Source organism: Streptomyces cucumeris (assembly GCF_024295805.1).
GTDB classification, from domain to species: Bacteria; Actinomycetota; Actinomycetes; order Streptomycetales; family Streptomycetaceae; genus Streptomyces; species Streptomyces cucumeris.
The window spans coordinates 1-12,225 of sequence record NZ_JANCLX010000056.1; the positions used below are offsets into that span (position 1 = coordinate 1).

At 67.6% G+C, this 12,225-nt stretch carries 10 protein-coding genes; 7 read left to right on the plus strand and 3 right to left on the minus strand.

Going from position 1 to position 12,225, the window contains the following annotated elements; translation table 11 throughout:
- Positions 1-141: 141 nt before the first annotated feature.
- A complete protein-coding gene (locus NMK44_RS40245; RefSeq protein ID WP_254752880.1) occupies positions 142-615 on the minus strand; it encodes a hypothetical protein in 474 nt (157 codons plus the stop codon).
- Positions 612-1,067: a DUF6228 family protein gene (locus tag NMK44_RS40250; protein WP_254752882.1), complete on the minus strand. Its 456-nt coding sequence runs from the start codon at positions 1,065-1,067 to the stop codon at positions 612-614. Before NMK44_RS40250 ends, NMK44_RS40245 begins: the two co-directional genes overlap by 4 nt.
- 306 nt (positions 1,068-1,373) lie before the next feature.
- Between NMK44_RS40250 and NMK44_RS40255 the strand changes: the two genes are divergently transcribed.
- The 5 genes from NMK44_RS40255 to NMK44_RS40275 all read left to right on the plus strand — a co-directional run bounded on the left by NMK44_RS40255 (position 1,374) and on the right by NMK44_RS40275 (position 7,319).
- A complete protein-coding gene (locus NMK44_RS40255; RefSeq protein WP_254752884.1) occupies positions 1,374-1,550 on the plus strand; it encodes a hypothetical protein in 177 nt (58 codons plus the stop codon).
- 13 nt (positions 1,551-1,563) lie between these two features.
- On the plus strand, positions 1,564-2,715 hold the full coding sequence (locus NMK44_RS40260) for a hypothetical protein (protein WP_254752886.1): 1,152 nt from the start codon (positions 1,564-1,566) through the stop codon (positions 2,713-2,715).
- Positions 2,715-3,662 (plus strand): phosphotransferase, encoded by a 948-nt coding sequence (locus NMK44_RS40265; protein ID WP_254752888.1) that lies wholly within the window; start codon positions 2,715-2,717, stop codon positions 3,660-3,662. The genes NMK44_RS40260 and NMK44_RS40265 overlap by 1 nt, the downstream gene beginning before the upstream one ends.
- Entirely contained in the window at positions 3,577-4,674 is a 1,098-nt protein-coding gene (locus NMK44_RS40270; protein WP_254752890.1) for a hypothetical protein, read from the plus strand. Before NMK44_RS40265 ends, NMK44_RS40270 begins: the two co-directional genes overlap by 86 nt.
- A 1,250-nt stretch (positions 4,675-5,924) precedes the next feature.
- Positions 5,925-7,319: an NsdA family TPR-like regulatory protein gene (locus NMK44_RS40275; protein ID WP_489660298.1), complete on the plus strand. Its 1,395-nt coding sequence runs from the start codon at positions 5,925-5,927 to the stop codon at positions 7,317-7,319.
- An 852-nt stretch (positions 7,320-8,171) separates the two neighbouring features.
- On the opposite strand, the gene NMK44_RS40280 is transcribed toward NMK44_RS40275, so the two are convergent.
- A complete protein-coding gene (locus NMK44_RS40280) occupies positions 8,172-9,089 on the minus strand; it encodes an aminoglycoside phosphotransferase family protein (RefSeq protein ID WP_254752894.1) in 918 nt (305 codons plus the stop codon).
- Between the two features lie 526 nt (positions 9,090-9,615).
- On the opposite strand from NMK44_RS40280, the gene NMK44_RS40285 reads away from it, so the two are divergent.
- Both NMK44_RS40285 and NMK44_RS40290 read left to right on the plus strand, forming a co-directional pair.
- Positions 9,616-10,860 carry a ParA family protein gene (locus NMK44_RS40285; protein WP_254752896.1) on the plus strand — a complete coding sequence of 415 codons (1,245 nt, stop codon included), beginning with the start codon at positions 9,616-9,618 and terminating at the stop codon, positions 10,858-10,860.
- Entirely contained in the window at positions 10,857-11,975 is a 1,119-nt protein-coding gene (locus NMK44_RS40290; RefSeq protein ID WP_254752898.1) for a ParB/RepB/Spo0J family partition protein, read from the plus strand. The genes NMK44_RS40285 and NMK44_RS40290 overlap by 4 nt, the downstream gene beginning before the upstream one ends.
- Positions 11,976-12,225 lie beyond the last annotated feature (250 nt).

Consider the following 12,225-nt stretch of genomic DNA (forward strand, 5'->3'; position numbering starts at 1 on the left):
ACCTGGCCAAGACGCGCGTTGAGGAATGGCCCGACGCTGAGACAGCGCACCCCGGCCAAGGCGTGAGACAACCCGCTAAATCGCAGGTCAAGCGACCGCGATATGCCACGAGCCGCGAGATCCTACACGGAACTATCCGAACTACGGTTCTTGGGGATGCTGGTGAGTGCGCCAGAGACGTCTGAGGGCTTCGAGTTCGGCTCGGGGGAAGTGCTCACCCCACTTGCCTCGGTAGCCGCTCTCGCCATGAGTCTGTGCGACTTCATCGAAGCAGCGGATCACGGCACGGGCGAGCTGGTCGATGCCGAGCTGACTCGACCAGATCTCGGTTCCCCTGTTGTCGTGATCGCTGCTATCGCGCAGTTCCAGCACACGGATCCAGACGTCCTCGCCTTCACGGTAGAAGATCCACCGGTAGGCGGTCGGCTCGGCTTCGAACTGGACGCGGGTCTCCGTCTCGCCCGCGACGACCCGGGCCACCGCGGTCAGGAACTCCTCGGGCGCACTGGTGATGTAGGACGCGGTGAGCTCGGCCCTCGCCTGGTGATCCTCAAGGGAGCAGTCGGCCCATCCGTGCGCCCCGAGCGTCCAAGTGATGCGGATGCCCGACGTCACTGCTCCTCCCCGGCGAGGAAGTGCCGGATTTCGGCCGTCAGGGAGGCCATCTGCTCGCCGGCCTCCAGCCAGGTGGTCACCGATGCGCCCCAGCCGCCGGTGGCCTTCGGCCATGGCCGCAAGGTCCAGGTCAACCCGACGTGCCCGCCGGAGCGGAAGACGGCCGAGATCGCCAGGTCCCGGTTGTTGGTCTGCCAGCTCCGTTCACCGTCCCATCCCCGGAAGTCGGCGGCGAGCTCCTCCAGGAACGGAGCGGGATCGCTGTCCCAGACCCAGGCGACGACCTCGTTGACACGCGCGGTCAGACCTGGGGCTCGCAGCTCGACGGCATAGCGCACGGAGTCCGTGTCAAAGCTGATCCGGTCGCAGAACGTCACGCCGACGGACGCGTTGTCCTGGCACCGGATGGTCACGCAGGGCTCGTCGCTGGTGTCGTCACCCGGGGAGGCCATGGGCGGAACGCTAGGTCAGCAACCCGTGTGTCGTCATTCGGATTCGTCGTTGGTGGAGAGAAGGACAGCGCCGACGGCTCGGCCCAGTGGGGCCCCCTTGGTGCATCGCAGTCCCAGGGACAGCGCACGTCACGAATAGGGCCCCTTCACCAGTACCGCTTCAAGACCTTGGGCTCCGCCTGGAGCGCTACGACGGCACGCCCGCGGTACCCCACCAGCTCCACCGCTTCCTCGGCCAAGCACCAGCCTGCCGCCCGACCCCGAGAGGATGTCGACGGTCTGCACACCGAGCCCGCAGCGGACGTTGTGGCGTTCACGCACCACACCGCGATCCTCGCGCTGCGCGCGGTCCTGGAGCGCCGGCCGGTGACCGAACTGGTCGACGAAGCCCGCGTGTGCAAGACACCCAATGCCGCCGTCCTGGTCTACGAACAGGTCGATGGTGTGTTCCACGCCTGTGCCACCGCCCGGCCGAACTGTTGAGGAGGCTGCGGACATGGACGTCCTGTACATCAACGGGCCCGTGCAGAACGGCCCCTTCGCCATCGCCGAACGGCCGGGCAAGGCGACCGGTATCCGCGCGGCTGAAGCACTCAACACGATCCTTGGCGCCGGGCCGGTCCCGCACCTGTGGAACACCGTCACTCTGGCCGGAGACCTGCACCACCGTGACGCCCTCGACCGGGACATCGTTGGCCGTCAGGAGCGGGAGGAACGCGCGATAGCCGCCAAGTACACGCCGGGCACTCCCCCGGCCAGCGGCGTCCTCACCGACCCCGCGCCCGTCGTGGCCGCTCTCGCGCTGGAGATGACCGAACGCCTCCTGCTCGAAGGCACCTTGGCGATCACTCCCACCGCGGTACATCTCTGCACCCGCTGCGGCCACATGACCGGCACCGTCGCCCACGCCTGCCGGGCGTGCGGGCATCACGGCGTCCGGCCTCACACCCGGAGCCTGCTGGTCTGGGACCGGCCGCCGGACACACCATTGCTCGCACGTGAGGACTTCCACGCCCACCGGGCCCGGCCACCGGCACATCTGCTGACCATCGCCCAGAACGTCCCGGAGCGCCTGGTCCTGTCCCGCACCCGCGACCACGGCATCAGCCTCGAGCCCCTCGGCCTCGACGGCCTGGTCCTGGACCCGCGGGCCGGCGTGCACATCGCCGTGCTGGCCGCTGCCGCCCGGTCCAACGCGAGGCAGCCAGTGATGACGGTCACCGAGAACGCCGCGGCGAATGTCGCTGCCTACGGGGCTCCATTCCGGCGGCACAACGGCACGCGGCTGCGGTACGCACTGCACGGTCGCATCCCGTACGACGACACCGCGGCGCTGCAACTGCTGTGCGAGGTGCACCGCATCAGCCCGCAGCTACGAGAGCTGTTCCTCACCTGGTTCCTGCCACTGTGCTCACTGCACCTCCGGGCGGGCACCACCGCGGCACAGCTCCCGGCCCTGCTGAAATTCTGGCGCCGCGCCCACCTGGCCCGGCCGGACACACCTGGGCGTGACGTCCTCGCCGAACTGCGGCACAGCGTCGCGGCGGGTGATATGCGCTGGGTGATGGACGCACGGACCCTGTCCCAGGCTATCCCCGAGCACCCGGTCACGCACGGCTTCACACAGGAGCCGGAAGGAGCGAGCTGATGAACGAAACAGACCATGGCTGGTGGTTCGTCAAGAAGCGGACCGCCGCCGACGGCGCGGTGTACGTCTCCGCGGACGGAATGCGCTACCGCCGCACCGGTGACGAGGGCTTGCGGGCCGAGGCGGCGTTCCAGCGTCGGATCGCGGACCTGCACTACCCGGTCCCGCACATCCTGGAGGAGGGCGTCACCGGCGAGGGCCACTACTACGTCGTGGAGGAGTCGCTTGGCGACCAGACCCTGCACGACCGGGCGGTGGCGTCACTCGACGGCGGCCGCGACCTGCCCGACGACGTTGTCGACACCGCCGCGCAGGTCGCCGTCCGGCTGCTGCGTGCCCAGGCCGCCCACCTCATCCAGCCCACGCCCAGCACATTGCGGCAATGGCTGGCCAGTGCCGGGTTCACCCAGAACGTCTTCCAGGAGAACCCCGACCTGGACAACGCCCGCACGCACGCCGCGCTCGAGCACGCGCTGGACCGCCTGGGCACGGTGCCGCTGGTGCGGGGCCACCTTGACTACGGGCTGCCCAACGTCCTGCCTGCCGGGGTCATCGACTGGCAGCACCACGGCCTGGTCCCCTTCGGATACGACGTCCTCCCGGCCCTGGACATCATCGCTTTCAAGGGCGGCAACAAGGGCTACACCGCCAGCCCCGGCCAGCGGCACCGCTACCTCGCCGCGCTGGACGACGCGAGCCTGAACTCAACCGGACAGACAGCCAGCCAGAACCTGGGCGCCTACCTCCTCGTCAAGGCCATGTTCTTCCTCGCCCTGATGCGGCCCACTGACCCCTCTCGCACGGACAAGCACCTGAAGTGGCACTACCGCCGTCATCTCTTCACGGAGGGACTCGAGCAGTATGAGCGCACCAGGACGGTCGACACCGCTCTCTTCCTCAGCCTCGAAGACTTCGCCGCTGGGCACAGCGCTGGCGACCATCCGTGACCGCGACTACCTCCTGGACCGCGCCGGGGTGATCTTCAAAGTCATCGGCGATGCCCATCCCGGCACGCACTTCCTGGGGTACGTCAAGTACTACCCCGACGCCCGCGGCGACCGGGAGCTGTTCGGCCGGACCTACCGGCAGAACTCCGTCGTATCCAAGGCTTTCGGGATCCTCGCCGACCGGCCCGAGTGCTACATCTACTCCCCCGCCGTAGGGTGCGTCATCACCGGCGTGCCCCGCGAGGACATCGTCACCCACTACTCTTGCCGCCAGACCCTCGCCGCACTGCACCAGGCCCCCAGCCTCCTGGACAAAACAGCGGTCAGCGAGGACCTCCTCGCCATCATCAACTGGATCACCGGGGCTGGCGCTGCGGACGTCATCGGAGTGACCGGATCTTTCCTGGTCGGCGCCAGCAACCCCCGCTCCGACATCGATCTGGTCTGCTACGGGCAACGCGGCTACGAGGCCGCACAGGCACTGTTCGCCGAACGCACCCTCATCCACCCGTACGAGGGCGAGAGCCTCACCCGGCTGTATGTACGGCGCGCCAAGTACATGGTGGGGGGAAACTTCGACGCGGTCATGCGCCAGGAGGCCCGCAAACTGCAGGGTCTGACAGCCGGTGCGGGGGCGCACATCAACTGTGAGCCGTTGAGGGACGACGGCGACAAGACGTTCGCCGGCGTGGTTGCCAAAGAGGTGGGGGCGATCTCTGTCCTTGCCCGGATCACGGACCACTCCGAGGGCCTGGTCACGCCGGCGCTTTACGGGATCGAGGTGGACACGGTCACGGAATCAACGGTCGACGAACCATCCGTGTTCGCCCGCAGGATCACCCACCTTCGCAGCTACCTCGGTGCGTATACCGGGGCCTTCCGCACCGGTGATGTCGTCTACCTCTCCGGCCGGTTGGTCCACATCCAAAGATCCGATGCACACAGCGGCTTTGGTATCGAGCTGACTCCGTGGTCAGCCGCCGAGTCCTACCTCGCCAACCTGACCCGCTGAGCGCGGACAGTGTCCGTGGATCCCCTGAGACCGCGGGGCCGTCAGCCCGGGCACTGATCTGGCGGGCGGCACACCGGACTTCAGGGCCTGCCGTTGTCTTCAGCGAGATCGCGAATGACCGTACACGTGCATGGGCCCTGCCATCCGCTGGGGCCCATCTTGATGCCCGGGTGCCCGCGTCATAGCTGCACTCGTCGACCACCCGAACTCCGGCCCCGGGCACCAAAGGGAGGGCATCTGCACACGACCAGTCCGCTGACCTCGACCCCGCCCGCGGCCTGTGCCCCAGGCCTGACAGCCCCCTTGTCGCCCAACCCACCTTCGCCACCGGCATAAGCGGGATCAGGATGGCGCGGAGGATCGGCACAGTCCGCTCCAAAGGCGGTCGCCGCACCCGCGGTCCGGTCGACGTCTGCCAGCTTGGCCGCTGATCCGGTCGCTCCGCCTGGTCACCGGCACCGCTGCCCGCACCGGGGCGGTGGTGCCGGTGACTAGCAGGCTGACCGGCCTCCAGGCTCTACTCGCCCGCCCCCCGCTAGGCGAACACCACGCAAGGCGGGATACACCCACGATCCACGTCACCGGCCTGGGGTACGTCGACGGCACGCCGGTTGACTCCGTTCCTGCACCGTCCCTCCCCTGGCCAAGCCAGCTAGCCTCCTAACCCGAGAGGAACCGCCCATGAGCACCGCCGCGTGATGGGGTCCGGAGCCAGGGCAGAGCCGGGAGCCGCGACGGGCCACGCGGCCCCGGCAGGCGCCCGGGCATCCCGTCGGACCTCTGTGGCGCGTGCCCGGCCCCGGTCCCGCCTCCGACCCGGCGCTTGAACCCTCGCCCGGCAGCAGCACGGGCAGCGCTGTGAGCAGTGCCAAGATGTTGAGCAGCGGGGCTGGCAGGGGCGCCGGAAGCTGTCCGGCCAGTGGCACGTAGGCGCACAGCAGCGTTGCTGTCAGCCGCGCCGCGCGCAGTGCCCAGAGGGCCGTGCGACCGGAATGCCAAAGTCCTTTCCTTCGCGTACCGCCGCCACGTCGCATGTTCATCTGCCGTCTCTTCATTCCGGCCCGCCCTTCGAAATCCTTTTCCCGTCGTTCTCCACTGGCTTCTAAATAGGAGATCAAATGAACGCGAAGGGTCGGCAGGGCTCATGATGGGGCTCATGAATCGCCATCCATGCTCACGCCAACTCCGCCCGGCTATGCTGCTGTTGGAGCGTTGGTCGGCTCTCGGAGGAGGTGGCACACGTGGCCGATGTGGTAGCGGGGAAGAAATCTCAGCCGCAACGAAACGTCCGGCTTGAGAGCCTGATCGAAGAATCATGCATGAGTCACAAGAGACTCGCCCACCGCCTCAATAACATCTGCCAATCACATGGAATCACCAGCGAATATACGCACACGTCCGTCGCCAACTGGTGCCGACGCGGGGTACGGCCGCGCTGGCCCGTGCCCCGGCATCTGTGCGAGGTCCTGTCCGAGGGACTGGGCCGGCCGGTGCGGCTGGAGGAGATCGGTATGGACCGGCCCGGCCATCTGGACCAGGACTCCGGTCTGGACTTCCCGAGGGGCCAGCGCGACGCGATCACCGAAGCCTCGTTGTATTGGAGCACCTTGAACCGGCGGACCTTCCTCGCCAGCTCGCCCTTCGTCGTCTCGGCCTTCTCGGAGCCTGTGACCCGCTGGCTGGTCAACCCGACCGAACCCCTTGCACCGCCCTCCGGCCGCATCACCGTGGGACCGCTGCACATCCAGGAACTGCGGGCCGCAGCCGACTCCGCGCGACTGTGGGACTCCCGCTTTGGCGGGGCGACCTGGAAGTCGCCCTCCCTCACGGCGTACCTCTACGAGCGGGTAACCCCGTTGCTCGGCGGGCGCTACACCGAGCGCGATGGCCGCGACCTGTTCTCGGTGACCGCCGAGATGGCCCGCCTCGCTGGCTGGACAGCATTCGACGCGGGTCAGCACCAGATCGCGCAGCGCCACTTCATTCAAGCGCTGAGGCTCACGAAGGCGGGCAGCGACGTGCACCTCGGTTCGTACGTGTTGAGCACCATGGCGATGCAAGCGCTGATGCGCGGCTTCACCTCCCAGGCCATCGACATGGCCCAGGGCGCCTACGAACGCGTCCCCGCTGCCGATCCGCGGGTGCTGGGGTTCGCCAAGCTCATCGAAGCCCGCGCGCATGCCCGGCAGCGGGACGCGCGGGCGGCGGCCACCTGCCTGGCCCTGGCAGAGCGCCTCCAGGAACGAGGGGCGGCCGAGGGCAGCGGGGAACGCACCTGGATCGAGTTCTTCTCCCGCCAGCGGATCGTTACTGACGCCACGGAGATCTTCCGCGACCTGGGGCAGCCCAGGTCCACGTTCGCCTGGCACGCCTTGGGAGCAATGCCGGGCGATGCCTACGCCCGCTCGCGCGGCATCCGACTCTCCGTCTTGGCGACTGCGCACGCCCAGGCCGGGGAACTGGACCACTCGCTGCAGCTGGGCGATGAGTCCCTGCGGCTGTTCGCCCGGCTCCAGAGCGTGCGGGGCCTGGACTATCTGAAGCTCTACACCGACTCGCTGGTCCGCTGGCGCCGCGAACCGTCGGTGGTGAACTACCTGCGCGACGTACGGGGACTGGCGGGTCAGCTGACAACGGCGGCTTGACCACCACCACTCCACCGCCCGTCGCGCTCAGGAAGCCCTGTGATTCAACTCGTCTACGTCGCACCGATCGCCGTCGGCAGCCGAGCCACCGCTCATACGGAGCGACCACCTTGGCAAGCACGGTGTGGACGAGCAGGGTGATGCGCTCCTCGGGCCGGTCGGGTAGCAGGGCGTCGTGGACGCGGCGGGCGGCACTCGTCTTCCGCTAGGGCCCGCGGACGTTCAGCTCGGACAAAGCCTGTCAGTAGCCACGGGCGGGAGGCTCTCACGTCGGCTCCGCCCGGGCGACTGAGGTATGTGCAAGACAGGACAACCTGGAGCTGCTCGCCAGGACGTCACCGAACGCATCGGGGAATCACCACTCCCCCAGGCAAGAACCTTCCTTTGTGTCGGCTGGTTCGCGAGACCTCTGCCCTCGAGGAGCGGTGCAGGACAGTGTGGCGGCTCGCGCCAACCAAGGGGCGCGAACGCTACGTGTATTACGACGTAATACGGATCTGCATGCAGGGCGAGTCACGGGTGCACCAGCGCCGCCTCACTGTCCCGTCTCGCTCAATCGAGCCGTCTTCTCAACGAACCGAGTCGTTCGGGCCTCTGTCTCAGCGAACCTAGTCGCGCGACTGGGTGCGCTGGGGGTACTGGATAGCTGTACCGGCTGGGGTGGATCAGACGCCGTCGTGCGTTTAGTTGTCGTACGTGGACGCGAGCACGGACGCCGTCGGCGTGCGCTGCAGGACTGCGTGACGAACCGGTTCGAGGATCTCGGTCCTGTGCGCACGTTCCGCTGGTCGCGCCGTGGGCGTCACTTTCCGGGATGGTACTGGGCGGCGACGACCGGGCGGAACGGAGTGATCAGCGGTGGGCCGTTACGGTCAGGGATCCCAGCGCGGCGTGGGCGGGTGGGCCCCAGGTGGGCTTGCCGCCTGGACGGCCGTGGACTCCTGCCTCTCCGATGAGGATGCCGCTGAGGGCGCGCAGCACCGCCCAGCCGCGGGCGCGACGCAAGGTCGCGGCGTCCGGGGTCGGTTGGTAGGCCTCATAGAAGCGTTCGGCGGCGCCTTCCGGCAGCAGTATCCAAGGGGCGGCGAGGTCGCAGGCTGGATCCCCCGCGCAGAGGTCGCCGAAGTCGATCACGCCGCAGAAGGTACCGTCCGCGGTGAGAACGTTGGCCGGATGCAGGTCGCCATGGAGCCACAGTGCCGGGCCCGCCCAGTCGGGTGCGGCAACGGCGTCTTCCCAGACTGCGCGGACGGCGTCCGGATCGGGGATCAGCCCAAGTTCGGTGGCCGAGGCGAGCTGCTTGGCGAACCTCTCGGCATGGTCGGCCAGCGGCCCTCCGCGATCACGGCCGGCCGGTGCCCCCGTGGGAGCGGGGCGATGCATCGCCGTCAGAAAGGCGGCCAAGGTGTCGGCCGCCTCCGCAGCGCGCGTGGCGGGGGCTCGGTCGGCGGGCTCGCCCGGCACCCAGGTGGTGACGATCCAGGGCCGTGGAAACCGCTCGGAGGGCTCACCGAGGCGCTGCGGGACAGGGACCGGCAGTGGAAGGTGCGGGGCGAGGCTCGGCAGCCAGGCATGCTCCTTGCGCAGCAGCGCGTCCGCGGACTGCGTTGCCCAGGGCAACCGGACGGCGAGGTCGTCGCCGAGCCGCCACAGCTGGTTGTCCCAACCACGCGCGCCGAGCCTTAACGGGCGATGGGCCAGGTCAGGGTGCTGATCGCGCAGCAGGTCCCGGACCAGTTCTGCGGCGATGTCGATCTCGGCATGGGTCATGCGGAGCAACGGTAGTCGGACAGCGTTCCGCCGTTGTGACGCCCAGCACTCTGTGGCGCTCAACTTTCGATGGCACACACTCACCGATCATCACCTTCGATGGCAATGACCAAGGTTCGGTGGCACAGGACAACCGGCCTTGTGTCTCAACGAACCGAGTCCACCCTGTCTCATCCAACCCAGTCCGCGAAGGTCAGCGACATGCGATGGACTAACTCGTTGAGACAGGACATTCACCTACCTCCGCGGCGATGGCGGCGACCGACTACGCCCTCACTGCGTCCACAGCTTCCACGTGCCTGGTGTCCGCCGGGTAGATGACACTCGCCGCCGCGAGCTCAAGGCGGGGTCCTGTATTACGACGTAATACGGCCTCCGCTCGGTCACCGCATGGGCGCGCCCTGGCACGGCTCACCATTACGACGTAATGATCCGCCGTGGTCTGTATGGCCTCGAAAGCAGCAACTTGTAGTTTACTAACGCGTCACGGCTTCAAATGATCTCGAACGTTAGTAAGGTGTCCTCCATGACATCGCCCTCCCTCGGCGACCGGGAAAAGGTCGTCTCCAAGCTCCCGGCTGGGCTGCAGCAGGACCTGAAGATCCGCACCGCGCAGCACGGCATCGACATCCAGCACGCGGTCGAGGCGGGCATCAAAGCCTGGCGTGCGCTGGGCTCGAACCTCTCCCCCATCGACACCGCAGGCGCCAAGTCCTTCTCCACATGGCTTCCCCCGGGCCAGTGGGAGGAGTTCCGCCAGGACTGCAACGCCCGCGGAGTGTCCATCGTCCAAGGGCTATCCCAGTCCGTCCTGGTGTGGCTGGAGAAGAACCCGGCCCCGGACGTTCAGCGGCCCGGTGTCGTCAAGCGCCGCATCATCTGCAACCAGAAGGGCGGAGTCGGCAAGACCGCCGTCACAGCCGGCCTGGGCGAAGCACTCGCGGAGGACTCCGACAAGCTCCACTCGGTCCGCATCTCCAAGCACTTCGCCGCTGCCCTCAACCAGGACGAGCACGAACAGCAGTCTCCGCTCGACTACGAAGACCTGCCCGGACTGGGCCAGCGAGTGCTCCTCGTCGATTTCGACCCCCAGAGCCACCTCACCAAGCAACTCGGCCACGAGCCCCTGCCATTGGACGGCGACAGCCTCACCAAGCACATGGCAGGCGAGGCCAAGGGCGACATCAGCGACCTCATCGTGGAGGTCGAAGGCGACCGCTTCGGCGGCAGGCTCCACCTCCTGCCCGCGTGCACCGACGCCTTCCTCCTCGACGTCAAACTCTCCGGTGTCCGCGCCCGCGAAGCCGCCCTCGAGCGAGCCCTCCTCCCTCTCGAAGACCACTACGACGCGATCCTCGTGGACTGCCCGCCCAGCCTCGGCCTGAGCATGGACGCCGCCGCCTACTACGGACGGCGACGTCCAGAAGAGGAGCCCGGCAACTCCGGTGTACTGATCGTCGTCCAGGCCGAAGACAGCTCCGCCGACGCCTACGGCCTCCTCACCGCCCAGATCGACGACCTGCGCAACGACATGAGCCTGGACCTCGAGTACCTCGGCATCGTCGTCAACCACTACGACGCCCGCCGCGGCTTCATCGCCACCTCCTCCCTCGAAGCCTGGATGGACATAAAGGATCCGCGCGTTGTCGGCGTCATCGGTGACCTGAAGGAACAGAAAGAAGCAGTGCGGCTCAAGCAGCCCCTGCTCGCCTACGCACCGAAGTGCGACCAGGCCGTGGCCCTGCGCGCGCTCGCACGGGAGATCGCATGAGCAGCAAAGCATCGGCACTCGGCACCGGCAGCTCCTTCCAAGCCGCCCGAACCATCAGCCCGCGACGCGCCGCCATCAACGCCGCCACCAACGCCCCGACCGAAGGCGCTCCCCCGCCCATCAAACTCCCCGTCTCACAGATCAGCCTCAACCCGGCCAACCCCAGGTCGGAACTTGGTGACTTGACCGATCTGGTCGGCAGCCTTCGTGACCACGGCCAGAAGATGGCCATCAGCATCATGTCCCGCTTCGCCTACCTCGAGGCCAACCCCGACCGGGAAGCCGAGCTGGAAGAGGACACCAAGTACGTCGTCATCGACGGAAGTTCTCGACTGGCGGCCGCCCGAGAAGCAGGCCTGACCGAGATCAAGGTGATGCTGGACGAGGACCTCGGCAGCAACCCGGACGAGCTCCTGGAGTCAGCGCTCGTCGCGAACATCCACCGCCAGGACCTGGACCATCTCGACGAAGCCAAGGCTCTCCAGCAGCTGCTCACCGTCCACGGCACGCAGGAGGCTCTGGCGGCTCGGCTCCACCGTTCCCAGGGCTGGGTCTCTCAGCGGCTTGCTCTGCTCAGCCTCACACCGGAGCTGCAGGAGAAGCTCGTGGCGGGGGAGGAGCCTGCCGATCTGCTGCGTCAGGTTGGTCGGAAGAAGCCGGAGGAGCAGGACCGGCATCTGCAACGGCTGAAGGACAAGCGGGCACAGGAGAAGGCGGACAAGCAAGCTGGGGCGAAGAACCGGAAGAGCAGCCGCGGCGGAGCAAACGGCACGGGTCGGGGCGACGCTGGGAAGTCGGCAACCGACGAGGATCATTACGACGTAATGAACGGGGCTGCTGGGAACAGCAGCCCCCAGACCTCCAAGCTGACAGAGGCTGAGTCTCCGAGGTCGACCAGCGCCGCAGCCTCCTCCCAAGCGGGCATCCCCTGGGAGGACGGCTCAGCCAGCATGGACATCATCTTCCAGAACCTGAGCCAGCCCGAACGACACAGGATGATCAGCCGCCTTCTCGAACTGCTCGAGACCCCAGAGGCCTTCGTAGCCGACCTGCTCGCAGCCAGCAGCCAGGAATACCGCCACCAGGTTACCGACCTGCTGCTCAAGGACTCATGAGGCGCTCGCTTGCTTGGGCCCCGCTTCGTCGACTGGCGCAGCGGGGCCCAAGCCGTTGCTCCACGCTGATGCGCTCACACTAAGGGGGCCACCGGCCCCGGCGATGGCGCTATTACGACGTAATAGCGCGACCAAGCTCGCTGGTGGGACGTGGCTGATCCCCGCCCTAGACGACAGCAGCTCTCTGCCCCCTTGTCGGTGCTCGGCCCTACCGTGTCGGTTGGCATCACTTTGGGGGCAGAAGGGCGGT